31 protein-coding genes are annotated in these 25784 nt (G+C 66.7%); 7 read left to right on the top strand and 24 right to left on the bottom strand.

The window, feature by feature from the left end; translation table 11 throughout:
- Positions 1 to 4 precede the first annotated feature (4 nt).
- The 24 genes from trbJ to WFP78_RS17865 all read right to left on the bottom strand — a co-directional run bounded on the left by trbJ (position 5) and on the right by WFP78_RS17865 (position 20552).
- The gene (trbJ, locus tag WFP78_RS17980) at positions 5 to 724 is read right to left on the bottom strand and encodes a P-type conjugative transfer protein TrbJ (protein ID WP_336965504.1); all 720 of its coding nucleotides are present in this window, start codon (positions 722 to 724) and stop codon (positions 5 to 7) included.
- The gene (gene trbE / locus WFP78_RS17975) at positions 721 to 3210 is read right to left on the bottom strand and encodes a conjugal transfer protein TrbE (RefSeq protein ID WP_336965501.1); all 2490 of its coding nucleotides are present in this window, start codon (positions 3208 to 3210) and stop codon (positions 721 to 723) included. Before trbE ends, trbJ begins: the two co-directional genes overlap by 4 nt.
- On the bottom strand, positions 3207 to 3488 hold the full coding sequence (locus tag WFP78_RS17970) for a VirB3 family type IV secretion system protein (protein WP_021244356.1): 282 nt from the start codon (positions 3486 to 3488) through the stop codon (positions 3207 to 3209). Before WFP78_RS17970 ends, trbE begins: the two co-directional genes overlap by 4 nt.
- A complete protein-coding gene (locus WFP78_RS17965) occupies positions 3485 to 3796 on the bottom strand; it encodes a TrbC/VirB2 family type IV secretion system protein (RefSeq protein ID WP_070935441.1) in 312 nt (103 codons plus the stop codon). The genes WFP78_RS17970 and WFP78_RS17965 overlap by 4 nt, the downstream gene beginning before the upstream one ends.
- A 53-nt stretch (positions 3797 to 3849) precedes the next feature.
- Positions 3850 to 4836, bottom strand: coding sequence for a P-type conjugative transfer ATPase TrbB (gene trbB / locus WFP78_RS17960; RefSeq protein WP_070932410.1), 987 nt, complete (start codon positions 4834 to 4836; stop codon positions 3850 to 3852).
- Between the two features lie 229 nt (positions 4837 to 5065).
- Positions 5066 to 5494: a ribbon-helix-helix domain-containing protein gene (locus WFP78_RS17955; RefSeq protein WP_070932411.1), complete on the bottom strand. Its 429-nt coding sequence runs from the start codon at positions 5492 to 5494 to the stop codon at positions 5066 to 5068.
- Between the two features lie 9 nt (positions 5495 to 5503).
- Complete coding sequence (locus WFP78_RS17950) at positions 5504 to 7486, bottom strand: conjugal transfer protein TraG (RefSeq protein ID WP_070932413.1); 1983 nt, start codon at positions 7484 to 7486, stop codon at positions 5504 to 5506.
- Positions 7487 to 7501: 15 nt separating this feature from the next.
- On the bottom strand, positions 7502 to 9268 hold the full coding sequence (locus WFP78_RS17945; RefSeq protein WP_070932415.1) for a relaxase/mobilization nuclease domain-containing protein: 1767 nt from the start codon (positions 9266 to 9268) through the stop codon (positions 7502 to 7504).
- Positions 9269 to 9506: 238 nt separating this feature from the next.
- Positions 9507 to 10088, bottom strand: coding sequence for a hypothetical protein (locus WFP78_RS17940; RefSeq protein ID WP_070932417.1), 582 nt, complete (start codon positions 10086 to 10088; stop codon positions 9507 to 9509).
- Positions 10085 to 10729 carry a lytic transglycosylase domain-containing protein gene (locus tag WFP78_RS17935; protein WP_254684530.1) on the bottom strand — a complete coding sequence of 215 codons (645 nt, stop codon included), beginning with the start codon at positions 10727 to 10729 and terminating at the stop codon, positions 10085 to 10087. The genes WFP78_RS17940 and WFP78_RS17935 overlap by 4 nt, the downstream gene beginning before the upstream one ends.
- Positions 10730 to 10975: 246 nt before the next feature.
- Positions 10976 to 11308 carry a DUF736 domain-containing protein gene (locus WFP78_RS17930; RefSeq protein WP_070932419.1) on the bottom strand — a complete coding sequence of 111 codons (333 nt, stop codon included), beginning with the start codon at positions 11306 to 11308 and terminating at the stop codon, positions 10976 to 10978.
- On the bottom strand, positions 11289 to 11867 hold the full coding sequence (locus WFP78_RS17925) for a S26 family signal peptidase (RefSeq protein WP_070932421.1): 579 nt from the start codon (positions 11865 to 11867) through the stop codon (positions 11289 to 11291). The genes WFP78_RS17930 and WFP78_RS17925 overlap by 20 nt, the downstream gene beginning before the upstream one ends.
- The gene (locus tag WFP78_RS17920) at positions 11864 to 12451 is read right to left on the bottom strand and encodes a DUF2840 domain-containing protein (RefSeq protein WP_084652898.1); all 588 of its coding nucleotides are present in this window, start codon (positions 12449 to 12451) and stop codon (positions 11864 to 11866) included. The genes WFP78_RS17925 and WFP78_RS17920 overlap by 4 nt, the downstream gene beginning before the upstream one ends.
- Positions 12448 to 13791: a DNA cytosine methyltransferase gene (locus WFP78_RS17915; protein WP_084652900.1), complete on the bottom strand. Its 1344-nt coding sequence runs from the start codon at positions 13789 to 13791 to the stop codon at positions 12448 to 12450. Before WFP78_RS17915 ends, WFP78_RS17920 begins: the two co-directional genes overlap by 4 nt.
- Complete coding sequence (locus tag WFP78_RS17910) at positions 13791 to 14939, bottom strand: phosphoadenosine phosphosulfate reductase domain-containing protein (protein ID WP_070932425.1); 1149 nt, start codon at positions 14937 to 14939, stop codon at positions 13791 to 13793. Before WFP78_RS17910 ends, WFP78_RS17915 begins: the two co-directional genes overlap by 1 nt.
- Positions 14940 to 15243: 304 nt before the next feature.
- Entirely contained in the window at positions 15244 to 16125 is an 882-nt protein-coding gene (locus WFP78_RS17905; protein WP_070932427.1) for a replication initiator protein A, read from the bottom strand.
- Entirely contained in the window at positions 16122 to 16388 is a 267-nt protein-coding gene (locus WFP78_RS17900; protein ID WP_070932429.1) for a helix-turn-helix transcriptional regulator, read from the bottom strand. Before WFP78_RS17900 ends, WFP78_RS17905 begins: the two co-directional genes overlap by 4 nt.
- A gap of 130 nt (positions 16389 to 16518) precedes the next feature.
- Positions 16519 to 17067: a DUF2285 domain-containing protein gene (locus tag WFP78_RS17895; RefSeq protein ID WP_419722997.1), complete on the bottom strand. Its 549-nt coding sequence runs from the start codon at positions 17065 to 17067 to the stop codon at positions 16519 to 16521.
- A gap of 13 nt (positions 17068 to 17080) precedes the next feature.
- On the bottom strand, positions 17081 to 17284 hold the full coding sequence (locus tag WFP78_RS17890; RefSeq protein WP_084652902.1) for a transcriptional regulator domain-containing protein: 204 nt from the start codon (positions 17282 to 17284) through the stop codon (positions 17081 to 17083).
- 155 nt (positions 17285 to 17439) lie between these two features.
- Complete coding sequence (locus WFP78_RS17885; RefSeq protein ID WP_070932432.1) at positions 17440 to 17706, bottom strand: DNA -binding domain-containing protein; 267 nt, start codon at positions 17704 to 17706, stop codon at positions 17440 to 17442.
- Positions 17707 to 18186: 480 nt separating this feature from the next.
- Positions 18187 to 18411, bottom strand: a complete 225-nt coding sequence (locus WFP78_RS17880; protein ID WP_139181628.1) for a hypothetical protein — start codon at positions 18409 to 18411, stop codon at positions 18187 to 18189.
- A 35-nt stretch (positions 18412 to 18446) separates the two neighbouring features.
- Complete coding sequence (locus WFP78_RS17875) at positions 18447 to 19118, bottom strand: DNA methyltransferase (RefSeq protein ID WP_070932435.1); 672 nt, start codon at positions 19116 to 19118, stop codon at positions 18447 to 18449.
- 476 nt (positions 19119 to 19594) lie between these two features.
- A complete protein-coding gene (locus tag WFP78_RS17870) occupies positions 19595 to 20122 on the bottom strand; it encodes a DUF736 domain-containing protein (RefSeq protein WP_254684350.1) in 528 nt (175 codons plus the stop codon).
- Positions 20123 to 20129: 7 nt separating this feature from the next.
- Complete coding sequence (locus tag WFP78_RS17865; protein ID WP_336965463.1) at positions 20130 to 20552, bottom strand: DUF6429 family protein; 423 nt, start codon at positions 20550 to 20552, stop codon at positions 20130 to 20132.
- A 142-nt stretch (positions 20553 to 20694) separates the two neighbouring features.
- Between WFP78_RS17865 and WFP78_RS17860 the strand changes: the two genes are divergently transcribed.
- From WFP78_RS17860 to WFP78_RS17830, 7 genes are all read left to right on the top strand, one after another.
- The gene (locus WFP78_RS17860; RefSeq protein WP_336965461.1) at positions 20695 to 20937 is read left to right on the top strand and encodes a hypothetical protein; all 243 of its coding nucleotides are present in this window, start codon (positions 20695 to 20697) and stop codon (positions 20935 to 20937) included.
- A complete protein-coding gene (locus WFP78_RS17855) occupies positions 20934 to 21344 on the top strand; it encodes a type II toxin-antitoxin system TacA family antitoxin (protein WP_217494707.1) in 411 nt (136 codons plus the stop codon). Before WFP78_RS17860 ends, WFP78_RS17855 begins: the two co-directional genes overlap by 4 nt.
- A gap of 3 nt (positions 21345 to 21347) precedes the next feature.
- Positions 21348 to 21857 (top strand): GNAT family N-acetyltransferase, encoded by a 510-nt coding sequence (locus tag WFP78_RS17850; RefSeq protein ID WP_070932442.1) that lies wholly within the window; start codon positions 21348 to 21350, stop codon positions 21855 to 21857.
- Between the two features lie 45 nt (positions 21858 to 21902).
- The gene (locus WFP78_RS17845) at positions 21903 to 23585 is read left to right on the top strand and encodes a recombinase family protein (RefSeq protein WP_336965451.1); all 1683 of its coding nucleotides are present in this window, start codon (positions 21903 to 21905) and stop codon (positions 23583 to 23585) included.
- A gap of 94 nt (positions 23586 to 23679) precedes the next feature.
- Positions 23680 to 24564 carry a hypothetical protein gene (locus WFP78_RS17840; protein WP_336965448.1) on the top strand — a complete coding sequence of 295 codons (885 nt, stop codon included), beginning with the start codon at positions 23680 to 23682 and terminating at the stop codon, positions 24562 to 24564.
- Between the two features lie 511 nt (positions 24565 to 25075).
- A complete protein-coding gene (locus WFP78_RS17835; RefSeq protein ID WP_336965446.1) occupies positions 25076 to 25354 on the top strand; it encodes an antitoxin of toxin-antitoxin stability system in 279 nt (92 codons plus the stop codon).
- Positions 25351 to 25635 carry a type II toxin-antitoxin system RelE/ParE family toxin gene (locus WFP78_RS17830; RefSeq protein WP_336965444.1) on the top strand — a complete coding sequence of 95 codons (285 nt, stop codon included), beginning with the start codon at positions 25351 to 25353 and terminating at the stop codon, positions 25633 to 25635. Before WFP78_RS17835 ends, WFP78_RS17830 begins: the two co-directional genes overlap by 4 nt.
- The last annotated feature ends 149 nt before the right edge of the window (positions 25636 to 25784 follow it).

Here is a 25784-nt window from a genome sequence, read left to right as displayed (position 1 = left end):
CCTGTCAGTCGCGGCCGAAGAAGCGGCGGAAGCGTTCGCGCCCCTCCGCCTCGATCGCGGCCTGCCGCGCGGCGTCGAGCGACTGCGCCCGGCCCTGCGCGGCGACCGCGGCGGTGAGGTCGGCGAGCTGCTGCGATTGCAGCGCGAGAAGCTGGTTGCCCGCTTGCGCGGCCTGGAGCGCGCCGGTCGCCGACTGGCTGGCCGAGACCAGGCCGTTCATCGTGGTGCGCGCGCCCTCGATATTGCCGACCACGCCGGCCTGCACCTGCAAGGCGTCCTGGAACGCGCCGACGCTGTCCTCCCAGCGCGCGTTGGCGTTGGCGATCATCTGCGCGTTGGTGCCGGTGAGCGCCGTCCCCTTGTAGCGGTCGGTGAAGGCGCTCTGGATGTCCTGGACATCGTAGGCGATGCGCTGGGCCTGCCCGAGCAGCTGCTGCGTCTGCCGGACCTGCTGCTGGAGCGTGTCGACCGTCGAGAGCGGCAGGCTGGCGAGATTGCGCGCCTCGTTGATGAGGCTGGTCGCCTGCTGCTGGATTTGCTGAATCTGGTTGTTGATCTGCTGAAGTGACCGGGCGGCCGTCAGCACGTTTTGCGCATAGTTGGTCGGGTCGTAGACAATTCCGCCGAACTGGGCGTGCGCGGGCGTCGCGGCGGTGATGCCGACCATGCTGGACGTGGCGATGGCGCCGGCCAGCATGGCGCGGCGCAGGAGGGAGGCTCTCATGGGATCATGTCCTTCAAGGCAAGGGGGAGCTGGCCGGTATCTTCCCGGTGTCCGGCCAGCGGGTCGGATCGGGGTTCGGGAAGAAGCTCGACCGCCCAGGCGCAGCCGCGATGCCGCAGCCATTCGGCGGCGAACGCGGCCTGGCCGTGGGCGGTGATGATGTCGGCGATGGCGAGCTGGTCGGTCTTCGACGAGGCGGCGGCGAAGGCCAGCGCGACCTCGCCCAGCCCCAGCTCGAACAGCCGGTTGCCGCGGCGGCTCTGGCAATAATAATCCCGTTTCGGGGTCGCCCGGCTGAGGATTTCGATCTGGCGGTCGTTGAGCCCGAAGCGTTCGTATACGCCTGCGATCTGCGGCTCGGCCGCCCGCTCGTTGGGCAGGAAGATGCGCGTCGGGCAGGACTCGACGATGGCGGGCGCGATCGGACTGCCCTCGATCTGCGCGAGCGATTGCGTGGCGAAGATGACGCTGGCATTCTTCTTGCGCAGCGTCACCAGCCATTCCGAAAGCTGTTTGGCGAACGCGGGCGATCCGAGCGCCAGCCAGCCTTCGTCGATGATGATAAGCGTGGGGCTGCCGTCGAGCCGCCCCGCGATGCGGTGGAACAGGTAGGACAGCACGGCGGGCGCCGCGCCGCTCTCCATCAGTCCCTCGGTCTCGAACACCTGGATCGTGGCTTCGCCAAGCCGCTCGGTCTCGGCATCGAGCAGCCGGCCCCATGCGCCGCCGACGCACCAGGGCGCGAGCGCCTGCTTGAGCTGCTGGCTCTGGAGGAGAACGGCGAGCCCGGTCAGGGTGCGTTCGGCAACCGGCGCGGTGGCGAGCGAGGTCAGCGCAGACCAGATGTGATCCTTGGCCTGCGGATCGACGGTGACGCCTTCGGAGGCGAAGATCGCGGCCAGCCATCCCGCCGCCCAGCTGCGCTCGGCCGGATCGTCGATCCGCGCGAGCGGCTGGAGCTGCACGCCGTCGCCGGCCTCGTCGGCGAGCATCCCGCCCAAATCCTGCCAGTCGCCGCCCATGCCGAGCGCGGCGGCGCGGATGCTCCCGCCGAAGTCGAACGCGAAGACCTGCGCGCCCGGATAGCGGCGGAACTGCATCGCCATCAGCGCGAGCAGGACGCTTTTGCCCGAGCCGGTCGGCCCGACGATCGACATATGGCCGACGTCGCCGACGTGAAGGGAAAACCGGAACGGGGTCGAGCCTTCGGTCTTGCCGTAGAGCAAGGGGGGAGCACCGAAATGCTCGTCCTGTTCCGGCCCCGCCCATACCGCTGACAGGGGGATCAGGTGGGCGAGATTGATGGTGGAGACCGGCGCCTGCCGGACATTGGCATAGGTGTGGCCGGGGAGACTCCCCAGCCATGCCTCGATCGCGTTCATCCCTTCGGGGATCACGGTGAAGTCGCGGCCCTGGATGACCTTCTCGGCCAGCCGCAGCTTATCGGCGGCAACGGCCGCATCGCGGTCCCACACCGTCACAGTCGCGGTGACATAGGCCATGCCGGCATAGTCGGCGCCAAGCTCCTGCAAGGCGGTATCGGCATCGGCGGCCTTGTTCGAGGCGTCGCTGTCCAGCAGCGTCGATGCCTCGTTGGTCATGATTTCCTTGAGGATCGCGGCGACCGACTTGCGCTTGGCGAACCACTGGCGGCGGATGCGCGTCAGCAGTTTGGTCGCGTCGGTCTTGTCGAGCATGATCGCGCGGGTTGACCAGCGATACTCGAAGGCGAGCCGGTTCAGTTCATCGAGCAGGCCCGGAAAGGTGACGCTTGGAAATCCGGTGATAGTGAGCGTGCGGAGATGATGGTCGCCCAGCTTCGGCTCCAGCCCGCCTGTGAGCGGTTCATCAGCCAGCAGGGCGTCGAGGTGCATCGGCGTTTCGGGGACGCGCACGCGCTGGCGCCGCGTCGAGATCGTGCTGTGCAGGTAGGTCAGCGTCTCGGCGTCATCGAGCCAGCGAACCTCGGGCACGAAGCCATCGACTAGGTTGAGCACACGGTCGCTGCGGTCGGTGAAGCCCTTGAGCAGTTCCCAAGGATCGACGCCCGTGCCGGAACGGCCTTCATAGAGCCAGGTTTCGGCGCGGGCGGCGTCCTCGGCCGGGGGCATCCAGAGTAGCGTCAGATAATAGCCGCTCTCGAAATGCGCGCCTTCCTCGCGGAACTGTTCGCGCCGCTCCATGTCGACCAGCGCCGACACAGGATCGGGAAACTCGGATTCCGGGTAGTCGAGCGCGGGCGTGCGCTGCGCCTCGACGAAGATCGCCCAGCCCGAACCGAGGCGGCGGAGCGCGTTGTTCAGCCGCGCGGTGGTCGCCACCAGCTCGGCCGGCGTGGCGGAATCAAGGTCCGGTCCCCGGAAACGTGCGGTGCGCTGGAACGAGCCGTCCTTGTTGAGAACGACGCCCTCGCCGATCAGCGCCGCCCAGGGCAGGAAGTCGGCCAGATGCGCGGCGCCGTTCCTGTATTCGCGCAAGGACATCATGGCTGCATCCATGTCGGGTAGCGAAGGTGGCGCCGGGCCACGTCCACGAATTGCGGATCGCGCCGCGCGGCCCATACCGACAGCGCATGGCCGATCGCCCAGATAGCGAGGCCGGCGATCCAGAGCCGCAGGCCGAGCCCGATCGCGCCCGCCAGCGTCCCGTTGACGATGGCGAGTGAACGCGGGGCGCCGCCGAGCAATATCGGCTCGGTCAGCGCCCGATGGACTGGCGCGAAATAGCCCGCGATGGGCTCGCCATGATCGGCCGCGCCGGTCATGCCACCATCGCTCCGCCGCCGAACGAAAAGAACGAGAGGAAGAAGCTCGACGCGGCGAACGCGATCGAGAGACCGAACACGATCTGGATCATGCGCCGCGCCCCGCCCGACGTATCGCCGAAGGCCAGGGTCAGGCCGGTGACGATGATGATCATCACCGCGATGATCTTGGCGACCGGCCCCTCGATGCTTTCGAGAATGGACTGAAGCGGCGCTTCCCACGGCATCGACGATCCGCCCGCATGGGCGGGCATCGCGTAGAGCAGGCCGGTGGCGGTGATGCCGATATGGCCGAGGCGGTCGAGCATGGTGCCGCCGAGCAGGCGGCCCTTCATGGTCCTGACAGGTTTGGGATCGTTGGTCATGGCAGGTCTCCGGTCTGGGGGGTGGTGAGCGGCATGAGGCGGTAGTCGCCGGTCGCGGCGTCGAGCCCTTCGGCGCGGGCCAGCTCGGCGAGGCGGCGGCCGTGTCCGTCGCGGACGAGCACGGCGATCAGGTCGATGGTCTCGGCCAGCAGCGCGCGCGGGACCGTGACGACGGCCTCCTGGATGAGCTGTTCCATGCGGCGCAGCGCACCGAGCGCGGTTCCGGCATGGATGGTGCCGATGCCGCCCGGATGGCCGGTGCCCCAGGCTTTGAGAAGGTCGAGCGCCTCGGCGCCGCGCACCTCGCCGATCGGGATGCGGTCGGGGCGCAGGCGCAGGCTGGACCGCACGAGATCGGACAGCGTTACGACGCCATCCCTGGTCCGCATGGCGACGAGGTTCGGCGCGGCGCATTGCAGCTCGCGCGTGTCCTCGATCAGGACGATGCGGTCGGTGGTCTTCGCCACCTCGGCGAGCAGTGCGTTGACCAGCGTGGTCTTGCCGCTGCCGGTCCCGCCCGCGACGAGGATGTTGGCGCGGGTTTCGACGCCGTGCCGCAGCGCCTCGGCGTGAGCCGATGACATGATCCCGGCTGCCACATAGTCGTCGAGGGTGAATACCGCGACGGCGGGCTTGCGGATCGCGAAGGCAGGCGCGGCGACGACAGGCGGCAGCAGCCCCTCGAACCGCTCGCCCCCTTCAGGCAGTTCGGCCGAAACGCGGGGGCTGCGCGCGTGAACCTCGACGCCGACATGGTGCGCGACCAGGCGGACGATGCGCTCGCCATCCGCCACGCCCATCGTCATGCCGGTGTCGGAAATCCCCTCGCCGAGCCGGTCGATCCAGAGCCGGCCGTCCGGGTTCAGCATCACCTCGATCACGGCGGCATCGTCGAGCCAGGCCGCGATCGACGGTCCCAGCGCCGTGCGCAGCATCCGCGCGCCACGGGTGAAACCTTCGGATCGGATCGGCTGGACGGACAAGTAACGGCCCCTGAATTGGGCCGGGCGAACCGCCGCCCGGCGTCAGGGGCACATCAAGAGAGACAGGAAATAGCGCGAGGCAACAACTATGTCAGGGCGTAGTAGTGACGGCGGTAGATAAGTGCGCGTTGCGGTGGGGCACTTTAATCGCCGATATCCGCCCACACTATTTTCGCGAGTATAGCTGGCCGAGTCGCGCATGGCCGGCTCCGGTTGGTTCGCTGCACTGTCATGTGTCGGCGGAGCCGCCCTCACGACCTGTAATATCCTCGGGGATTTCGTCGAGCAGGCTCTTGCCGCTGGCGTAGCGTCGGCCGAGCGTCTCGACAAATCCCTCATAGCGCTTGCGGCCCTTCACCTGGGCCGCCGCCTGATCCTCGTCGGGCAGCGGCGGCGTGACCGCCAGCCAGAAGCGGACGAACAGCGCCAGCGCCTCGGTCGTGAGGCCCGTGTTGCGTTCGAGCCGCTGGACCTGGCGCGAGAGCCGGTCGAGACGGCGTGCGAAGGCAGCCTCCATCCGGTCGGCGCCGTCCGGCGACATCCAGGAGGTGACGGCCGCTTCTACGATCGCCGAGCGCGAGATGCGGCGGCGGATCGCCAGCTCGCTCACCTGGCGGGCGAGGTCAGGCGGAAAATAGACGTTGAGACGGACGCGCATGGGATGCTCCTACAATTCGATGCCGTCGTCGGGATCGAGCGAGGCCTGCCGCGCGATGCCCTGCATCCGGCGCCGCGCCGCCGCCTGGCGCGCGGCGTCCTCGGGCTCGTCCTCGACGATGGAAAATTCCTGCGCGGGCGGCGCGGGCGCCGTCTCCTTCACGATGGCGACATGATCGGGAAGCTCGGGCTCGCGGCGCAGCCCGCTGTTGGCGGCATCCTCCTGGCGCCGGATGATCGCCGCGATCTCGGCGGGATCGGCCGAAGCGGCGAGCCCCGTCCAGTCGTCGGGACGGATTTCCCGAGCCCCCGATGCGGCCGGATCGGGCGGCGGCATGATCCGCGCGGCGAGACGGGGATCGGCGTAATAGGCCGCCTTCTTCGCGCGGATCGGCTGGACGCCCGACACCATGACGATTTCCTCGTCGGGCGGCAGTTGCATGACCTCGCCCTGCGTCAGCAGCTGCCGGGCGGTCTCGGAGCGCGAGACCATCAGATGGCCGAGCCAGGGCGAGAGCCTGTGCCCGGCATAATTCTTCATGGCCCGCATCTCGGTCTTGGTGCCGAGCGCCTTCGACACGCGCTCGCCCGTCTTCTCGTTGTTGGTCGCGAAGCTCACCCGGACATGGCAGTTGTCGAGGATGGCATTGTCCTGCCCGTAGGCTTTCTCGATCTGGTTCAACGACTGGGCGATGAGGAAGGATTTCAGACCATAGCCGGCCATGAACGCCAGCGCGGACTCGAAAAAATCGAGCCTCCCCAGCGCGGGAAACTCGTCGAGCATCAGCAGCAGGCGATGCCGGTTGCCCTGGTTCAGTTCCTCGGTCAGCCGCCGCCCGATCTGGTTGAGCATCAGGCGTATGAGCGGCTTGGTCCGCGAGATGTCGCTGGGCGGAATGACGAGGTAGAGCGTCGTCGGCTGCTCGCCCGATACGAGATCCATGACGCGCCAGTGGCAGGCGCGCGTGACCTGTGCGACGACGGGATCGCGGTAAAGCCCGAGAAACGACATGGCGGTCGAGAGCACGCCCGAGCGTTCGTTGTCGCTCTTGTTGAGCAGTTCGCGTGCGGCGCTGGCGACGACGGGATGGACGCCCGCCTCGCCGAGATGCGGGGTCGCCATCATCGCGGCCAGCGTCTGCTCGATTGCGCGCGCCGGATCGGACAGGAAGGCGGCGACGCCCGCCAGCGTCTTGTCGGGCTCGGCGTAGAGAACATGCAGGATCGCGCCGACCAGCAGCGCATGGCTGGTCTTTTCCCAGTGGTTGCGCTTCTCTAACGAGCCTTCCGGGTCGACCAGCACGTCGGCCACGTTCTGCACGTCGCGGACTTCCCACTGGCCGCGCCGGACCTCCAGCAGCGGGTTGTAGGCGTCCGAGGCCGCGTTGGTCGGGTCGAACAGCAGGACGCGGCCATGCCGTGCGCGGAAGCCCGCCGTCAGCGTCCAGTTCTCACCCTTGATGTCATGGACGATCGCCGACGCCGGCCAGGTCAGGAGCGAGGGCACAACCAGCCCGACGCCCTTGCCGCTGCGGGTCGGCGCGTAGCACAGCACATGCTCGGGGCCGTCGTGGCGCAGATATGCGCGGCCAAGCTTGCCGATCACCACGCCGTCGTCGCCGAGCAGTCCGGCCGCGCGCACCTCGTCCTCGGTCGCCCAGCGCGCCGAGCCATAGGTTTCCGCGTTCTTCGCCTCGCGCGCGCGCCAGACCGACATGGCGATGGCGACGGCGACCGCCACGAAGCCGCCCGACGCGGCGATCCAGGCGCCGGTCTGGAAGATGGCGGGCGCATAGGCGTCGTAGCTGAACCACCACCAGAAGAAGGCGTAGGGCGGATAGACCGGCCAGCCGAGCGCCATGAACCAGGGTTCGCCAAGCTCGGGCTGATACGCCAGCGCCGTCGCCGTCCATTGCGTCGCGCTCCAGATCGCGGTCAGCACGATCAGGAAGACGACGATGATCTGTCCCCAAAGGATTTTGGTCGCGGGCATGGCTTGTCTCCTTGTTCAGATGCCGAGGCCGCGCTTGCGGCCCAATGACCAGCCGATGCCGCCGCCGTCGCGGGCGACGCCTGCGATCTGCCGGCCGAGCTGGCGTTCGAGGTCGTTCGACCAGGGGACGAGCCGGAAGCCCAACCCGTCGTCGATCATGGCGAAGCGGCCCGAGGCGAGCGCGAGGCGCTGGCGGCATGTGCCGGCGACCTTGTCGCCGGGATTGGTGGGCCGGTATGCGAGCCCCGTCCGGCCCGCGATCTCGGCGCCCGCCGCATCCAGTTCACGGCGGCGCAGGGTGTCGAGAAGACCGCGCTGGAAGACGACGCGCTCGCCGTAGCGCCGCGCCAGTCCTTCGCGCACGAGATGGTCGGTGCGCTCGTCCATCGCCCGGCGCACTTCCGCCCCGAAGCCGCCGTCCGCAACACCGGCGCCGCGCTCGATCAGGCGATGATCGAGCCAGGTCGCGCCCGGCGCCTTCATCTGCGTGGCAAGGTCGAGATCGGAGCGCGTGGCGAGGCGCAGAGTCGGATTCCGCTCGCCCGGCTTGGCCGTAGCGCGCAGCTCGACGATGCCGCCGATGTCCGGGCTATGCTCCAGCGCCTCGATGCCCGGAAACCGGACATGGTGGGTGCGCCCGTCGATGCCGTCGATCACGGCATAGGCCGAGCCATGCAGCTCGTCGTGGAGCCCCTTGTCGATCAACCGGCCGACGATGGGCTTTTGCGGCGCCCCGCTGACGATCTCGTAGCTGTCGAGCGGGCGCTGCAGGCCGCGATCGTTCAGCGCCTTGCCGATGGTGCGGATGATGTCGCCGCGCGTGCCCAGATCGCGCAGCTTGGCCTGCGCGCCCTCGGCCTTCACCCATTGGCCGGGTTCGGCCTGGGCGGCGAGCCCCATCGTCTCCAGATGCTGCAACCGGCCTATCATCAGGCGGCGCACGCGGGGATCATCCGGGCCGGGATGCTCGGGGCGCAGATCGACGACACCCAGCTCGTCGGCCGAGCGCGCGATCTCGGAGTCCAGCCTCGTCCAGCGTTCGGCCGTCACCTCCCGGTCGAGCGCGCGCTGGATTTCATGCTCGGGCTTCGGGCCAAGCTCGGCCCAGGCCAGTTCTTCGGCGCGCGAGCGCAGATTGTGGCTGATATACTCCCGGTTGATGACGAGGTCGGCGCCCTGGTCATCGACGCCGCGGACCAGCAGATGGACATGCGGGTTGTCGGTGTTCCAGTGATCGACCGCGATCCATTCGAGGCGCGTGCCGAGATCAGCTTCCATCTGGCGGACGAGATCGCGGGTATATTCGCGAAGGTCGGTGAGGTCCGCCGCATCCTCGGGCGAGACGATGATCCTGAAATGATGCCGGTCGTCCTTACACCGATCGGCGAAGGCGCGGTCGTCGGCGCCATCGCCATTGGCGTCGAACATCCGCGCGGGCGATCCGTCGCGGGTGACGCCCTCGCGCTTGAGATAGGCGATGTGCGCGGACAGCGGCGCCCTGGGGCGCCCATTCCGGTGAAAACGGGTGACGGGCACGATCTTGACCAGCACGCGCCGGCCCGATCCGAACAGCCGGCTCCGCGCGAAGGACGTGCGGCCCCGGCCGAAATTCGATTGCCCGCGCTGGCGCGATCCGCCCCAGCCGGCCGTTCGCCGGCCGCCGCCGCTGCGCGCGGCGACGCGGAGCACCTGAACGACAAGTCCTTGCGCCTTGCGGCCGTGGCCGGCTCCCCTGTTCCTGACCTTGCCCGGCCGGACGCGGAAATCCTCGTCCTCGCTCACGGCCGGGCCGCTTTCCGCCGGAAATGGCCTGTGGTGCCATTGCGCGCTTTGAATTTGCTTGCTTTTTTCTTCCGAGCGGCACGCTCGCCGACGGACGCACCCGCGCCAAATCGTTGAAAGACAAAGGCTTTCAGCGAATTTGGGGTGCGCTTTCTATCTTGCCGTCCCTTCCTTCGGCCTTTTCCTGCCCTTCCAGCTACTTGATCCCTGACTTGCGCCAATCTGAAAACGGGGGCGGTCATGGCGTGCCGGCCCCCTCCCGACGTGCAGCCGCCGTGCAATTCGGCCGCGGCGGCGCTGCAACGGGATCGTCCGGCAGCGCGAACTTGAGGCGCCAGGTCCGCCACGCTTCGGCGACGGCGCCGGTGCCGGGAAACAGGTCGTCGAGCGTGTCGTCGGGACGCGCTGCGACCGTCTCGAAACACCAATGGCAAACTGCTTCGGGCTTCGCTCCGGTGAGACCGCGACGCAGCGTGATCGGGCATTCGATCCAGTCGCGCAGGACCAGCCGCTTGCTCACGACCGGCTTGCGCGCGGGCTTCACGATGACCGGCTCCCACGCCCAGGCGACCGGCACGTTGCGCTTGAACGCGGCGAATCCCTTGACCCAGGCCATCCACCGCGCGCCGGTTTCGCGCACGAGCGGCGCGAGCACGGCGACCGATTCCGGCGTCGCGGCGGCGTGCAATATCCAGCCGTCATAGTCGCGCTGGAGCCGCTCCATCAGCGCGGCATGATCGACCTCGCCCGCATAGTCGGGGTGGCCGCGATAGAGATGCGCGCAGCCGATATAGGGCGGATCGGCGTAGGCGATCTTCACGGCTGCCTCCGCCCCGACAGCGCGACGAACAGGCTGCTCGCGGGCGGTTCGACCGCGCCGCGCATGTCGGCCGCGCGCTCGCGCGGCGACGTTTCCGGTGCGGCCGGACCGTCGTTCGGCCGCGCCGCGAACAATGCGGCCCGGCGCCAGGCGAAGCGGTCGGACGGCGGCGCGGCGGCAAGCTGGCTGTCGTCCGAACCGCCTGTGATCGCCGCCAGCTTTTCGAGATAGGCGCGCGTCTCGGCGGGCAGAGGACGGCCGCGCGACAGATATTCGTCGTAGCGGCCCGGACCCGCATTATAGGCCTCCAGCATCGCGGTCGCGTTGCCGTAGCGGTCGTGCATCGCGCGCAGATAGGCCGCGCCCGCCATGATGTTGTCGCGGACATTGTAGGGATCGCGCCCCAGCCCGTGGCGTGCGCGCAGGCTGGCCCAGGTCGCGGGCATGATCTGCATCAGGCCCATCGCGCCCGCGGAGGAAACGGCGCGGGAGTCGCCGTTGCTCTCGACGCGAATGACGGCCCATATCCATGTTTCGGGGATGCCGAAGCGCCGGGCGGCGTCGGCGACGTGACCGGCATAAGGATGGCTGGTTGCCGCGCGTTCGGCCGGTGTGTCCTGCGCCAGCGCGGGAGCGGACATGGCGCCCGGTGCGAGCAGCAGGACCGCGAGCGTGGCGGTCAATCCGCCCCCGCTCCGCCGCCAGCCTGCCAGCGTGCTCGCTCCGGTAAAGGGTGCGCGCGACGCGTCGGCCGACCTGCGACCGAGCGGGACGGATGGGGTGAGCGGTGACGGCGGCGAAGCTGCCGACAAAATGCTCCGGGGGAGCATTTTGAACCGCGAACGCTTTTCCGCGAACGAAGGGATGATGATCGGAACAGCCACCGATCAGCTCCGATCGTCGCGCGGTCGGAGACGCTTCCACGTCAGGCGGAACGTCCGGCCATCGTCGTCGGCGCGGAACAGCACCGGCCGGAATGGCGAGCCGAATAGCGGGCTGTCGATCTCCAGCGCGATGTAATCGCCGGCCCGTTCGCCGACGCGTTTCCACGCGCCGCCGACTTCGGGGCCGTCCTCGTCGTCGAGGTGGACGCGGTAGTCGGGCGCGTTCTCGGCGTCGCCCGGATCGATCGCGACAAGCACGATCGACTCGTTGATGCCGAAGTAGCGAGCGCGTCCGGCATAGCCGTTGGCGGTGGATTCAAAGATATTCACTTGCATGGCCGATCTCCTTGGCTTGGGGGGGCGAAGGCGGTTGCGACGGCGCGCGCAGATGCAGCGGCGTTGCGCGGCCGATGACGGTCGAGGCCGGAAGCGGGCCGAAATAGCGGCCGTCCAGGCTGTCCGCGACGGACGGGTTGAGCAGGAATAGCTGGCCGGATTCGAGCGTGCGGCAGCCCTGCCAGACCGGCAGCGGGCGGCCACGGCCGTCACGCGCGCGGGCGCTGGCAACGGGATGGCCGTCAACACTTACCACGGCGCCCTTGCGGCAAATCCGCTGCCCGGCTTTTGCCGCGACATGCTTCAACAGCGGCACGCCCTCGGGCAGATAGCCGCGCGCAGAAAGCCAGCCGGAAAGCCGCTCTGGCGGCATGATGGCGACCAGCGTCCCGATGGCAGGATCGCGGTCGGGATGGATGCGGTAGAGTCCGATCGGCGCGCTGGCGCTGGCGTTCCAGATCACGCGCGGGAAAGGATCGGCGACGGCGATCGCGACGAACGCCGCGGCGACGGCGGACGCGGCGATGGCCGTCGCGATGACATAGCGGCGGCGCGTCATCCTTCGATCTCCCGGCGCTTGAGCCAGGCGCGATGCCGCTCCAGCGTGTAAGGGCGCGGCTGGTGTCCCGCGGCGATGCGGTTGTGGACGTGGCGCCAGTGGTCAGGCGCGGCGTCGCAGGGATCGACGCCCGCCATCTCCACCGCGTCGATCGCGGCGAGCACCTGTTGGACCTTGGGCCAGCTCTCGATGTGCAGGAGGATGTCGCCACCCGGACGGACGAAGGGCAGTGTGGTGTATGGCTCGCCCGGTGCGACCGCGCGCACCACGTCGATGCGCGAGGTGACGGTGCCATAGTCGTTGGCGGTCCATCGGACGAAGGCGAAGATGGCGCCCGGCCGGAAGCTCATCACGCGCGTCCGGCGCGTGAGGATGCGTTCCTGCGCGACGCGGCCGAAGCGTATCCAGTGCTCTTGTCTTTTCTCGATCCAGCTCAGTTCGACCTCGGTCAGCCGGGATCGGGAGGCGTTGGCGGTTGGAACGGTCGGCGTGCGCGCGGCTTGCGCCCGCTCCGCCGCCTGTCGGCGCAGCGCGGCTTCAAACCCGCTGAAGTCGATGCGCTCCGGGCGCGCGGGATCGCTCATCGTTCGTCTCCGGTGCTGTCGATGGGGGTACGCCCGAACGCGAGGTCGAGTGCGGCTTCGGTGCGCAGGATGGCGCGGCCGATGGCTTCGGGGATTTGCGGAAGAACGGCGTCGCCGAACGCCTCGACGATCAGACTGGCCGCAGCCGTCCCGCGTGGACCGCCGAGCGCAATGCGCGTGCCAGCCACCCAGGCGGAAAGCCCATCATCCAGCCATAGGTGATGGGCAAGGCCGCCGTTCCAGTCAGCCCACGGCTCCGCAGCATCGCCGCCAGCGCGCGGGCGCCCGCCCATTTGTCCGGTGCGCGATCCGTCATGGCGCCGTCCATCACCGCATCCATCGTCGGCGATTTCCTGCGATCGTAGGCCGGACTCCAGCTGTCCATCCGGCTGTCCCGCTTCGTCGGGGTGGGGAGGATTTCCGCCGCATGGCGCAGCAGGTTCGGTGTGTCGATCTGCGCCTTCGCGCCGTTCGCCCGGCGTCCCGTTTCGATCTCCCGCGCGCTCAATCTGCGCCCGCCATTCGGCTTCACCGGCGTCGGCATCATGCCCGCATGGCGGCTCGCATGGCCCTGCAACTGGCTGAGCACGTCGCCCCGGCCACCCTTGTCCGCATCCGATTTGCGCGGCGTGGCCAGGATCATCCGCAGCGGATATGTCGATCCCGCGCCCCCCCCGGCTCCGTCCGTCATCCCGTCCGTCGCCATCGGGGTCGGGAGCCTGTTCAATGCCGCGGGGTGCATCATCGTCGGCAGGTTCATGCCCGTCCGCTTCTCGCCCCGGACCTTGCACATCTCCGGGCCATGCGCCGCATCGCTGGTGCGCGGCGTCGGCAAGCTGGCCGGGGTCGTAGCCAATGAGCCATGACCGCTTGCGGACATGGTTGGCGCCGACATTTTCAGCAGCCACCACGCACGGTTCGCAGGCGTAGCCGAGCGTTTCCAGGAGAAGGAGCAGCCGGTCAGCGCCGCGAGTTCTGAGATTAGCGCTGTTCTCAAAAGCGAACCAGCGAGGGCGGCACTCTCCGACCAGGCGGACGGCTTCGAGGTAGAGGCCGGATCGCTCGCCTTCGATGCCCCGGCCCTTGGTGTTGGCGCTGGAAATGTCCTGGCACGGCGGCGAGCCGACGATGATGTCGGGAAGGAATCCAAGGTCTGAAAGAAGTCGAGCTGCCGTGAGGTCGCGCACGTCGGCGTAGAGGCGGACATGGGGGTTGTTCTCCGCGTAGAGGATGCGGCGCCACTCGACGATCTCGCAGGCGGCCACGGTGACGAAGCCGGCGCGGTGCAGGCCGAGCGACCAGCCTCCGGCCGCCGCGCTGAACAGGTCGAGCGCGCGCATCACTCGCACAGCCCGTATTCGCTGTCGCAGAGCAGGCCGTCCTCGTCGGCGTCGCGCTGCTCCTGCGCGAGGAACAGGTCGTAGTTGCGGCCGCCCCTGCTGGTGCGCGACCAGTCGATCGCCCTGTCGATGGTCGCCCGGCCGTGATCGTCTGGATCGCCGGGGACCGTCGCCGCGGCAAGCAGCGATGCCGGCGTGCCGAGCGCCGCCGTGCGCCGCGAAACGATGCCGACCAGCCGTTCCCATTCGCGCACCCGGTCGACCTCGGCCGGGAAGCGCATGGCCCATTGGCGCAGCTCGCGCTTCCTGACCATGATGCAGGTCGAGCAGCCGACGCGGCTCATGCCCATCGTGTAGAGCGGGTTATGCCTGAGGCCGTGGCGCGCGGAGATGGCGAAGGCGTCCGCCGCCGACCAGCGGAAAATCGGGCGATAGAGGATATTGCGCGCGCCGGACGGGTAGCGCACCGACTGGATGGGCTTCTTCCTCGCCCGCGCCGGACTCTCGTCGGCGCGCTCGCCGATCCAGTCGATCACCGAAACGCCAGCGTCGAGCAGCAGGCGCTTGCGGTGCATGAGGGGAATGAGCTTGGTGTCGCTGGTGCAGAAGCGGACTTTGGTGCTGGGAAACCGGCCGTGCAGCATCGCCATGTCGAGGAACGGGATACCGGTCGGATGCAGCAGCTCGAGCGCGCGTTCGATCAGATGATCGGGGACGGGCGGTGACACCATGACGGGGCATTCGCATGCGGCGAGCCATTCGCCTTTCGTGATCGCGCCGGCCCGCCATGCGTCCCGGTGCCGATTGCAGGCGCCCTTGTGGCGGGTGCGGCGCTTCTCCTTCGACCATTCCTCGCGCAGCATCGCGCGCTTGCGGGCGAAGGCCGCCGCATCGGTGAGGCCGGGCACGTCGTTCGCCGAAACCGTCTCGATGCGCAGGCCGAGACGCTGCCCCAGCCAGTCGTCGAGATAGGCGATATGGTCGAGCGTGATCGGATTCTCGTGGCCGTTGTCGGCCGAGAGGAAGCGCGGCGCGCGGTTGCCGAACGCGGCAAGCCCCTTGCGCTCGATCCGCTCGACCATCCGGCACAGCACGGCCTGGCTGTCCTTGCCGCCCGAGATGCTGCCGAAGTGCTGGACGGCGATCATGGCCGGCGTTCCGGCCCGCGCCGCGCAACACGACGCCGGGATTGATCGCCGCACGCAAAAGGCGTAGTAGCATAGCGTAGGGGAAACGGCGGCTTTACTGCCTGATACTTCGCGTCGTCTCGCGAATTATCCACAACGCGAAACCGCGTTAGCAAGAATACGAAGTATTCTTTACTGTTAGCATAGTTAGAAGGGAGCCGATTCCGCGAGCGATTCCAGAGGCTTGTGCGGGGGTCGGGTTTTTTATAGGCCGAGTCAGCGGTTTTTAATCGGCCGAGTCCGGCGGTTTTCAATAGGCCGAGTCTCATGGCCGGTTATCCACAGCCAGCCCCATGCGCCGCGCTGCCTTCTCGAACGGATCGGCGGGCACGGGCGCGAAGGTCAGCCGCTCGCGGCCGAACGCCCGCTCGATCGCCAGCGCGTAGCCCGGCAGGGACTGGCGGCGGACGATGCCGCGCAGCTCGAACGCGAACTGCTTCAATGGCGAGAGCGCGCCGGATTTCAGGTGAAGGTGCGAGACGTCGAAGCTCCAGCCGCCTTCCTGCTGGCCGCCATGCTTGCGCACGATCCGGTAGAGCCAGCGTTCCAGCCCGCCCGTCAGGTCGAAATAGGCCCGGTCGATGGTGAGCACGAACGTGCGGTCGACCACCCCGGCATAGAACCAGTCGGGCAGGATCAGCTCCAGCCCAAGCGGCCGGCCGTCGCCGTCGAGCCGCTCCTGCCATTCGTTGATCCACGAGAAGCGATGGCGGCGGCGCTGGTGCTGCTGGCGGATCGAGGTGGCGACCGTCGTCGATTGCAGGCGGTCGAGCGCGGCCTTCAGCCGGTCATAATGGTCTTTGCCGGTGCCCCGTCCGGTGAAGGTGAGGATTTCGTGTGGCGTGGTGGCCATCAGCCGCGAGGTCGGCAGCCCCGCGTCGCGCGCGGCGACGATCTGGCTCGCCGCCCATATCAGCACGTCGGCGTCCCAGATGGTCGCCATGCCGTGCTCGGGCACGGCCTCGACCGATATCCAGGTCGCGCCCATGCGGAAATCGATCGGCGTCACCCGCCTGCGCTTGGCGAGGCTGAAGAACGGCCAGGCCATGAGGTCCTGGGCATCGCGGGGCGCGATGTCTCCGCCGAGAGACGGAAACAGCGCGAGCTGGGCGCGCTCGCCCGAACGGGGGGCTGCGTGCGGCGTCATCGGCGGCTCTGCGTGATCGCCGCATCCCGCTGCGGCATGAGATCGTTCTGGCCGGGGTCGGACGTGGAATATTTGGTGCCGAGGTCGGCCCAGGCGCGCAGATCGTCCACCGAATAGACCACCCGTCCGCCGATCCGGCGATAGGCCGGACCGCTTCCGAAATAGCGGTGCTTCTCAAGCGTGCGGCCGGAAAGGCCGAGGAAGCGCGCCGCTTCGGGCGTCCGCAGGAAGCGGGGCGGAAGGGTGACGGGCGGTCTGGACAAGGGGCGTCTCCTGCGAAGCGGACTGGCAGGAGGCGATCATGGCGAAGTGCTCACGGCAGGGTGGGGAACGAAGATTCGTAACCGCGCCGATGTGCCCACCCCCTTGGAGGTGGTCGCGCGGCCGGCGCGATCAGCGGAAGCGCAACAGCTTGCGGTAGTCGCCCTTCATCATGGCGGTGGCGTCGCGCACCAGGCGATAAACAAAGGATCGGACGTCCGAGTTCTTGAAGTCGGACGCCGAAAGATGCGCGGCTTCGCTCTTGCCGAGCGCGATCGCGATTTCGCGATAGGTCGCCCCGCCGAGACGCAGATCGAGCGCGCGAAGCATCAGTTCGAGCCGGGCCGCCCGAATCGCGGTGAGTGGCCATCCGCGTGGCAATGGGCCAGCCCGCTTTCCAGACAGGAAGCGATGGAAGCGCAGCAAGCTGAGGATGCGCTTGAGAAAGTCCTTGTCGAGCGGGACGATCGCAGCAAGCGGCTGGCCGGGCGTCGGATCGCGTAGCCACAGCCGATGCTCGCCGGCCGCGTCTGCCACGACGATATGGCGGCCTTCGATCCCGGCCCGGTCGGCGAGCAGCGCGCCGAGCGTCAACGGGTCGATCGCCTTTGCGCCGGCATATCCTTCCGGCGCGGCGTCGAGAATTACGGTGACGGCGGTCAATTCCGGTCGCCAGATCACCGTGTTCGACAGTTCATCGGGCTGATAGGCGAAAGGATAACCCCCATCGACGGGCAAACGCCATTCGTTCGTTCGCCGCAGCGTCGCGGTTCAGACGCGCCTGGTCGGCGCGATACTGGCGGTTGCGTTGCAGGAACGCGGCGGCGAAATCGGATCGTCCCGGCGTGTCCGGCGCACGGCCGGCACGCCGCACGCGCCCTTTGGGCGTTTTCGGCATGGAATCATCCTCTCCAGCCGCTCATTGTGCGGAGTCTGGATCATCGAGGATCAGTAGAAGCGCTTTGTCCCGACAGCGCGAAGGCCGCGCCGGGCGATGCCGGCCGCGCATCGGAATCCACGGCCAAAAAAATCCATTTCGGTCCGAATGTTAACCTATTCGGTGGCGCGCGGGCCGAGCAGATATGCGTAGCCCACTTCGGTCATCCAGCGCGCGCGTGCGAGATGGCTGGCGTGCATCGCCTTCGCGCGATCGGGTTCCGCAGCGGGATCGATTCCGAAAACGAGCGCGGCTGCATCGGACCAGTCGGCGCCATCGTCGTCCGCATCAAGCAGGCGGATATAGTCGGCGAGGTGATCCTCGTCATAGGCGGTGAGCCGCGACGCGTCGGGCGCGCGATCCGCGAAATGTTTGCCGGTCATGACGCCCCCGTTCCTCCAACCCCGTTAACCTTTTAGACCGAAACGGAGACGATTCCATGCGCGCGGCGGGCATGGCTCCGCGCGTCCTCCGCAACGGTCGGCATCCGCGCGAGAAGCGGTTAGTCTGCGGTGCGCCCCCGCAAACTTGCTCCTGACCCTGATCGGGGAGTGGTAAACCGCGTTCAATCGGCCCTGTGACCTTTAGCCCGGAAGCCTGTTGCATACGTCACAGGCTCCCCGACCATGTGGTCAAGGATGGCGGCGCCGTCACGGCCGACGCCAAACCGCTAAACGTGGGGCTACCAACCCCAGGCCGCCGCGTAGCGGCCCACATCCTTCTTAGGACGGGGATGCCGTTCTGGCTACTGTCTCTTGCGAGCCGGGCGACGCCCGGCGAGCGCGCGCCATGACGGCCGAGCGGACCTTAACGCGTAGTGGCAAGCCCGGCCCCCTGCGAGCCGGGCTTGCCCGCCGACGCCTTCATTCAAGCCAGAACTGCGTCGGACTGATCGCGTAAAGACGCCTGCTGTCGTCGCCCGGACTGATCCAGTATTCGTAGGTCGTCCATCCTGGTTCGATCCCGTATTGCCTCGCTCCTTCAATGGTCTCGCCTGTATATCTGGTGCGATAGTAGGTCACCCCTTCCGGCGTGGTGATGGTCCTGGGCATCCGCTCAGGGGGGAAGGTTCTGATAATATCCGTCATGGTCTTGCCTCCGGGTTGCGGGAGAGAGGGACGGCCTATGCGGCCGCCCGGTGATGCTGCCGCGCGGCAAGCCGCTTGCTGGCGGTGTGGTAGTGGCCGTTATCCAGTTCGATGCCGGTCCAGTCGCGACCGAGCTGCTGGGCTGCCGCCAGTGTCGAGCCGCTGCCGCTGAACGGGTCCAGGACAAGCTCGCCCGGCTGCGTGAAAGCCTCGATCAACGGAGTCAGCGCCTCAACCGGCTTTTGCGTGGGGTGAAGGCGGTTGCCCGAATAGGGGAAATCCAGAACATCGGGGATAGGACGCGCGGGCCGGGCCGGGTTGCCCTTTGCGAGCAAATAAGCCTGTTCGTGCTCATAGCGGAGAAAGCGGGCCGACGACGCATAACGCTTGCGAAACACAAGATGGCCGACGACGCGGAAACCCGCCGCCTTCCATGCTTCCATGAACAAATCCACCTTGTTCCAGCCATAGAAGGAAACCGCAAAGCCGCCATCCTTCAGGACGCGGTGCATCTCGCGGAAAGCCGGACGAAGCCACCGGCCGTTATCGTCATTGGCGACCTTCCGGCCCTGGCGGTCCCGGTAGCGGGTCACATAGGGCGGATCGGTCAGAATGAAATCCACCGTGCCGCTATCGAAAGCCTGCATCACGTCGATGCAATCACCGTTGAAGATCACATTGCGGGGAGCCTGTGCCTTGCTGGTCATGTCTCAAATCCTTTGGGTCTGAAGTTCAGCGAAGCGGAATGCCGCGCCTGAACTTCTGCCCGGCGGCGAGCCAAGGGTAGCAACGGGGCAAGGGCGGCCGGGGCGGAGGGGAATCACCCGCCTGCACAAGCGAAGCGCGGAAGGTGGGGATACCGCCCCGGACGGTTCCACTTCCCTTGACCGGCGCGAGGACAACGTCCTTAGCAACGATCGCCGCTCTGGCGGCGCACGGGAAAACCTGCCCGCTTGGGCGGGCTCACTCCGCGGGCCTGTCCCGCCCTCTTTTCCGCTCACGCAAATGATAGCCGGGATACCGGCTCGGCCATCAGGCCGATCCCTGCCCGGTCAGCCCCGGCCCAGGATTTCGATCATTGCGCGGCGGGCCACCAGGGTGATCGGCGCTGGCGGATATAGCGAAGATCCGTCCGGGACCGGAAAGGGAGCGCCCCGCCATTGCTGGCGGGACGCTCTCGCGATCAGTCGACCTTCAGCTCGAACTTGCCGGTTGTCTCGGTCGAGACAAGCCGAAGATGAACGTCAGGCGCCAGGACCGGATTGAGCTTGAGTGAAGCGTAAGGCTTCTGGTCCTTGGTGGCCTTTAGCCAGCCCACACCGAATTCGATGCGCTCATCGTCGGCGGCGACGATGCGATAGTCGGGCGACTTGTCGCTTGCCTTGTCGTCGATCCGAAGGATTTCCACCTTCTCGCTGAGGCCGAAAAACCGGATTTCGCCGTGGAAGCCGCGATCGGTCGCCGTGAAGTTTCCGCAGATCATATCGTCTGTCCTTTCTTGACTCGGGACCGCGCCCTTCGCGGCCTCGTGGCGTGTCGAAGATCGGGGACAGTCGGCTGCGCATCGCTGCCCGGGGTTCCCGTCGCGCTTGCGCGGCGGGGTGGGCTTGCGGCCCAGGGACGGCCGAAGGGCAGCTTTTTTGCTTCGCGATGCAAAGCCGAAGGCGGCGGAAAAAAGTTGCCCGGCGCCGTTGCGCCGCCAGGTGGACACGATCAGATCAAGCCATGAGGGAGGCCGCGAGGGTCGGTCGGGCAGGCAGGACGGGAGACAATGATGCACCCGGCATTTCAGCGGAGCCGGCAGCGATGGCCGGGTTATGGCTTTCGCATCGGCGTGGCAGGATTCTGGGGCGAGCGAACAGCGCGTTGAACAGGCGCTCGGCCTCGGCCATGCCTTCGTCGGTCAGATGCACCGACTTAGCCTTGCGCGCCGGATCGGAGATCAGCCCGCGTTCGTGCAGTCGATCCATCGCATTCCAGTCGAAGCCTTTCCAGGCCGTGCCGGTGGTGCTGAGGTTGAGCCACAGCAGGGCAAGCACCGCCTCGTCGATTCTGTCGGTGTCGATGTCCGTCCGCGAGTCCATGTGCGGGAGGATAGCAAACCGGGATGCGCACGGCATCCGCGATCCCGCCGCGAGCACGTATCTCTGCTACGCTACGCTTCGCTTTCTCCGCCTCGCGCCGCCGTGCGCCGAATCCCGCCGCCGCCGCTACGGGTCCGACATGTGTGCGCCCGAGGGCGATTTTGCTGGATTCCCGGGAGATGCGCGGCAGCTTGAGCATATGGCACTCTCTCGCAAACGTCGCCGCCGCGCACCCCGCGGCTGGTCGCAAGGGCTGGAAGACCTGCACGACTACATGCAGCCGCAGCCGACGCGCGCGTCGGCGCGCAGGAGCGCCACCAGCACGCCGATCGTCGTCATCGACGACTGGCCCGAGCAGGTTCCCATCGGCGATGCCGAACTGCGCGTCATCGAAGGCGCTTTTCGCGAGGAACTGGACGCCCTGTTCGGGTCGCTGCCATGATGAAAATCGTCCCTGCTGCCCCCTGTTTCTACGATCGGATGATGCGGCCGGTGCGCTTCGGCGAAGTTGACTGGCACGGTATTATGCCGTACATTTTTGGTCAAAGGAGATCGGGCATGTCAGCCGTTCAGAAACGCCGGAAACCGGAGCGCGAGATCAAGCGCGAGCGGATCGAGCTGCGCGTAAGCGCCTCGGCCAAGGATTTGATTCAACAGGCGACGGCGGTCACTGGCCTGACGGCCGGCGATCTGGCCTATGAAGGCGCACGGCGCGTGCTGGACGAGCATCAACGCCTGGTGCTGTCCGGCGCAGATCGGGATGCCTTCTTCGAGGCGCTGATGAACCCCCCGGAGCCGTCCGAGCGGCTTATCGCGGCCATGCGCCGTCACCGCGATCTCGTGGGTTGACGATTGGCGATCGTCTTCGAAGCTCTCGGCAAGCACCATGATCGGTCGCGCTTTTCTTGCGGGCAGGCCGATCTGGATGGCTGGTTCCGACGACGCGCCGGTCAGGACGACCGCCGCGATGTCGCGCGCGTCTTCGTCGCCACGGATTCGGAGCTGGGCGTCGTTGGCTTCTACAGCCTGAGCGCCTTCAAGCTGGAACTGGGCGAATTGCCGGAGGAAATCGCGCGGAAGTTGCCGCGCTACGAGAGCGGTTATCCAGCGGCGCTGATCGGACGCCTTGCGCGGGACGTTCGGATGCGTGGCAAGGGCTTCGGTGAAGTGCTGGCGGTGGATGCGATACGACGCATTCTCGGCGCCGCCGAGACGCTGGCTGTGTTGGCCATCATCGTCGATGCCAAGGATGAACGCGCGGCGGCATTCTACGAGGGCCTTGGCTTTGTGCCGTTCCCGCGGCGGCCGAACCGGATGTTCCTGCTGGCGTCCTCGGCGCTGCGAGGACTGGAAAAAATGTAGTCGCGGTCGCCGCTCTGGGCCGCAGATTGATGAAAGGATGGTGTCATGGCGATTGTCGCCCCCGCCGAAACCGAGGAGCCGCCAGTCGTGGCGACCGCTCGCGCCGCGCTCTATCTGCGCGTTTCCACGCCACGCCAGGCGGACCATGACCTGTCGATCCCCGATCAGCGCCGCCAGCTTGAGGGATATTGCCTGTCAAAAAGCTGGGAAGTCGCAGCCGAGTTCGTCGAGCCGGGCGTTACCGGCACCGATGACCGTCGCCCTGCTTTCCAGGAGATGATGGACGCGGCGATGGAGAAGCCTCCAGCGTTCGACGTGGTGGTCGTGCATAGCTTCTCGCGCTTTTTCCGCGATCAGTTCCAGTTCGAGTTCTATGTCCGCAAGCTGGCGAAGAATGGTGTCCAGCTTGTCTCCATCACGCAGGTTCTCGGCGATGATCCCGCAAGCGAGATGATGCGAAAGATCATGACGCTGTTCGATGAATATCAGTCGAAGGAAACCGCCAAGCATACGCTGCGCGCCATGAACGAGAACGCGCGCCAGGGTTTCTGGAACGGCGCCCGCCCGCCGATCGGCTACCGCGTGGTCGAGGCGGAGCAACGGGGCACGAAGATCAAGAAGAAGCTGGAAATCGACCCGATCCATGCCGAGACTGTGCGCCGGATTTTCCGTCTGGCGCTGGAAGGCCCCGATGGACGCGGGCCGGTTGGGGTCATGGCGATCGCGTGTTGGCTCAACGAGAACAATATCCGCACCCGCTATGGCGGGCGCTGGGGCAAGGGCATGGTGCATCAGGTGCTCACGCGGACGACATATATCGGCCAGCACCGCTTCAACACCTATGAGGTCAAGAAGAAGCGTCACAAACCCGAGGCCGAGCACGCCATCATGGAAGTGCCGCCGATCGTCACCGTGCCCGAGTTCGAGGCCGTGCAGCGATCATTGAAGGCGCGCAGCCCGAAGATGATGCCGCCGCGCGCGGTAGGCGGATCGACGCTTCTGACGGGCATCTGCTTCTGCGCCTGCTGCGGTGCCGCGATTACGTTGCGCACGGGCACCAGCCGGAGCGGTCAGGAGTATCGTTACTATACCTGCGCCACCAAGGCCACGAAGGGAAAGACGGGCTGTCCCGGCGTCTCGCTCCCGATGGACCGGCTGAACGAGGCGGTGATCGAGCATCTGGAAAAGCGCCTGCTCGATCCCGTACGGCTCGGAGTGATGATGGACCAGCTTATCGACCGGCGGGAAGAATGGGTGACTGAGCGCCGCCAGCATGTCGCCGAGATGGAACGGCGGGCGACGGAGGCGGATACCAAGCTCTCGCGGCTCTATGAGGCGATCGAGAATGGACTGGTCGATATGGGCGATCCATCGCTCAAGGGACGCATCGCGGAGCTGACCGCCATCCGCGACCAGGCCAGAGGGGATGCCGAGCGCGCGGTTGCGCATATTGAGCGGATCAGCCCGGAGATCACGGTCGAGAGCCTTCACGCCTTCGCGCTGGCCGCCAAGCATAAGCTGCGCCATGACGACGGTTCCTATGCCCGAAATCATGTGCGGGCCGTGGCTCAGCGGGTCGAGGTCCATAGCAAGACGGACGTGCGAATCCTCGGCACGCGCACCGAATTGCTGCGGACCCTCACCGCCGCCTCTGGCGTAGAGGCGGCGGTGCTAGGGACTCGGGCTTTTGGACCGAAATGGTGCCGCTTACAGGACTCGAACCTGTGACCCCCGCATTACGAAAACATTCAGTCACCAACGTTTCCGGGATGTTTTCGCTTATGCGGCCTATCTGACCATGCCCTGAAAACCGCACATTTCCGTGCGCATTTTTGCGCTGCACCGGAAACGCGCCGGGAGCCAGATTCAGCACCAGCAGTACCGTCCGCGACGCATTCGAGCACCTGCGTCGCGCCAATCGACTCCTGAACCGGGGGGCCGACGTGACGTCGCTGTTTTTCCAGATTTCCCATTATCACGCCATTTTCACCAGCCTCATCAACGAAGGAGCGCCGGCATGACCGCGCTCTCCTTTGGCGATATCGCCGCCAGCTTCGCGGACAGGAAAGATCCCGATCGCAAGCGGACACCGCGCCGCAACAGCTATGACGTCGACGATCAGCGCGCGCAGGTGTTCAAGCCCATCCGTGATGGGTGGGACTGGATCGGCGCCATGATGCAGGCTTTTGACGAACTGCTGCATGATCAGCGCACCACGCGGTACAAGGGCGCCGATCGCCTTCAGGATGGCGATCGGCGCATCCTGCTCAGCTTCCTGAAGCTGGTCGACTTCAAGACCGGGCAGCTGGACCCCAGCTATCAGGAGCTTGCCGATCGGGCGGGATGTCATCGGGCGACGGCCGTGGAGGCATGCAAGCGCTTTGCAAGGTGGCTCGGCCTGAAATGGGTTCGCCGCACGGTCGTTGCCGAAACGGCTGGCCTGGCCGGGCCGCAGCGCGAGCAAATCAGCAACGCCTTCTATTTCGACATTTGCAGTGCCCCTCGACGTGTCTGGCTGACCTTCAGGGCCGCATTGAAACGCAAGGCGATCAAGAAGCACGGTCGCACGCCCCAGCAGTTCATTACCAAACCGAAACGTGAAGATGACCCGACACTCCTGGCGGTCCTCGACGCCATGGGAAATGCCCTCGATAATCGGGATAGCGCTAGTCGGAAGTCCCGACACTATCCGGGGGTAGAAATATAAAGGGGGAAAAGGACTGGCTTCGCCAGGCTTGGATTTGAGGGAACCACCATCACCGTTGCCTGAAAAGGCCATCACGCACTCTCGCAGCACCGGCGGGGGACGGTGGCGCTTGCGCGCCACCGGGGCTGCCAAGGGGCGCCCAGGGCGAGATTGCATGCCATTCACGACCGGACCCGCCAGAGGCCCGCTAGCTGCATCAAAATGCATCAACCGACAGCGCCGACAATCCGGCCGCCGGCCCAGGACTTAGGCCGGCAAACCGTGATCCGCCCACTGCATCAAAAGGGACACGAAAAGCGCGCGGGCGAGGCGGGGGATTAAGCGCGCATTCGGGGGTGACAGCCCCGGCCTCCTCACCGCATGGAGGATGTTCAGCAGGTCTGGGCATGCTGGCAAGGCGCCGCTCGACCGCACGAAGCGCATGGGCTGAATATCGATCGGCCCCAGAGGATTATCATTGTCCCGGCCCTGATAAAGGTATATACGTCGTCAGTACAAAGACGAGGACGCCATGTCGAAAGCCGCTGTATTTACAATGAAGCTGGAACCCGAACTACGGGATGAGTTCATGGCGGAAGCCGAAGCCAGCCATCGGCCTGCGTCACAGGTCGTCCGCGAACTGATGCGCGATTTCGTCCAGCAACAGCGGGAGCGGCGCGAACATACCGCCTTCCTCCAACGCAAGGTCGATGCGGCACGCGTCTCGATCCATGATGGACAGGGCCGCTCTAATGACGCTGTGGAAGCTGACTTTGCCGCTCGCCGTTCGCGGATTACCGATCGGGCGTGAATATCGTCTGGACGCCAGAAGCGGAGCAGGACCGAGCCGCGATCTGGGACTATCTCGAAGCCCGCGACCCCGCTGCTGCCGTGCGAATGGATCGGCTGTTCAGCGATGCCGTCGCCCAGCTCGCCGACTTCCCCCTGCTCGGCCATTTGGGCGAAATTGTGGGAACACGCGAACTGACCCCACATCGCAGCTATCGCCTCGTCTATGAGGTGGTCGAAGATACAGTCTGGATTCTGGTCCTGATCCATAGCGCCCGGCAATGGCCACCCGCGCACGAATGAAGCCGACCGGCAACGCGCAGGCCCTGCGTGCCTGGGGGCCGCCACACCCGGCGGCCCCTCCCACCGTCACGCCTGTCAATCGGCGTGCAAACGGGACCCCTTATCGGCGCGCAAAAGGGACCCCCTGTCAGGATGGCGGAACGTTGATG

This window comes from Sphingobium aquiterrae, assembly GCF_037154135.1.
Lineage (GTDB): Bacteria > Pseudomonadota > Alphaproteobacteria > Sphingomonadales > Sphingomonadaceae > Sphingobium > Sphingobium aquiterrae.
The sequence above is the reverse complement of the archived record's forward strand: the minus strand, read 5'-3'. Positions and strand labels throughout refer to the sequence as shown.

What these genes read in the sequence shown, in the direction of transcription:
- trbJ (WP_336965504.1), bottom strand. Translation starts at nt 724, where the DNA reads ATGAGAGCCTCCCTCCTGCGCCGCGCCATGCTGGCCGGCGCCATCGCC.
- trbE (WP_336965501.1), bottom strand. Translation starts at nt 3,210, where the DNA reads ATGATGTCCTTGCGCGAATACAGGAACGGCGCCGCGCATCTGGCCGAC.
- WFP78_RS17970 (WP_021244356.1), bottom strand. Translation starts at nt 3,488, where the DNA reads ATGACCGGCGCGGCCGATCATGGCGAGCCCATCGCGGGCTATTTCGCG.
- WFP78_RS17965 (WP_070935441.1), bottom strand. Translation starts at nt 3,796, where the DNA reads ATGCTCGACCGCCTCGGCCATATCGGCATCACCGCCACCGGCCTGCTC.
- WFP78_RS17955 (WP_070932411.1), bottom strand. Translation starts at nt 5,494, where the DNA reads ATGCGCGTCCGTCTCAACGTCTATTTTCCGCCTGACCTCGCCCGCCAG.
- WFP78_RS17950 (WP_070932413.1), bottom strand. Translation starts at nt 7,486, where the DNA reads ATGCCCGCGACCAAAATCCTTTGGGGACAGATCATCGTCGTCTTCCTG.
- WFP78_RS17935 (WP_254684530.1), bottom strand. Translation starts at nt 10,729, where the DNA reads ATGTCCGCTCCCGCGCTGGCGCAGGACACACCGGCCGAACGCGCGGCA.
- WFP78_RS17930 (WP_070932419.1), bottom strand. Translation starts at nt 11,308, where the DNA reads ATGCAAGTGAATATCTTTGAATCCACCGCCAACGGCTATGCCGGACGC.
- WFP78_RS17925 (WP_070932421.1), bottom strand. Translation starts at nt 11,867, where the DNA reads ATGACGCGCCGCCGCTATGTCATCGCGACGGCCATCGCCGCGTCCGCC.
- WFP78_RS17920 (WP_084652898.1), bottom strand. Translation starts at nt 12,451, where the DNA reads ATGAGCGATCCCGCGCGCCCGGAGCGCATCGACTTCAGCGGGTTTGAA.
- WFP78_RS17915 (WP_084652900.1), bottom strand. Translation starts at nt 13,791, where the DNA reads ATGCGCGCGCTCGACCTGTTCAGCGCGGCGGCCGGAGGCTGGTCGCTC.
- WFP78_RS17910 (WP_070932425.1), bottom strand. Translation starts at nt 14,939, where the DNA reads ATGATCGCCGTCCAGCACTTCGGCAGCATCTCGGGCGGCAAGGACAGC.
- WFP78_RS17905 (WP_070932427.1), bottom strand. Translation starts at nt 16,125, where the DNA reads ATGACGCCGCACGCAGCCCCCCGTTCGGGCGAGCGCGCCCAGCTCGCG.
- WFP78_RS17890 (WP_084652902.1), bottom strand. Translation starts at nt 17,284, where the DNA reads ATGCCGAAAACGCCCAAAGGGCGCGTGCGGCGTGCCGGCCGTGCGCCG.
- WFP78_RS17885 (WP_070932432.1), bottom strand. Translation starts at nt 17,706, where the DNA reads ATGACCGGCAAACATTTCGCGGATCGCGCGCCCGACGCGTCGCGGCTC.
- WFP78_RS17880 (WP_139181628.1), bottom strand. Translation starts at nt 18,411, where the DNA reads ATGACGGATATTATCAGAACCTTCCCCCCTGAGCGGATGCCCAGGACC.
- WFP78_RS17875 (WP_070932435.1), bottom strand. Translation starts at nt 19,118, where the DNA reads ATGACCAGCAAGGCACAGGCTCCCCGCAATGTGATCTTCAACGGTGAT.
- WFP78_RS17860 (WP_336965461.1), top strand. Translation starts at nt 20,695, where the DNA reads ATGGCACTCTCTCGCAAACGTCGCCGCCGCGCACCCCGCGGCTGGTCG.
- WFP78_RS17855 (WP_217494707.1), top strand. Translation starts at nt 20,934, where the DNA reads ATGATGAAAATCGTCCCTGCTGCCCCCTGTTTCTACGATCGGATGATG.
- WFP78_RS17845 (WP_336965451.1), top strand. Translation starts at nt 21,903, where the DNA reads ATGGCGATTGTCGCCCCCGCCGAAACCGAGGAGCCGCCAGTCGTGGCG.
- WFP78_RS17835 (WP_336965446.1), top strand. Translation starts at nt 25,076, where the DNA reads ATGTCGAAAGCCGCTGTATTTACAATGAAGCTGGAACCCGAACTACGG.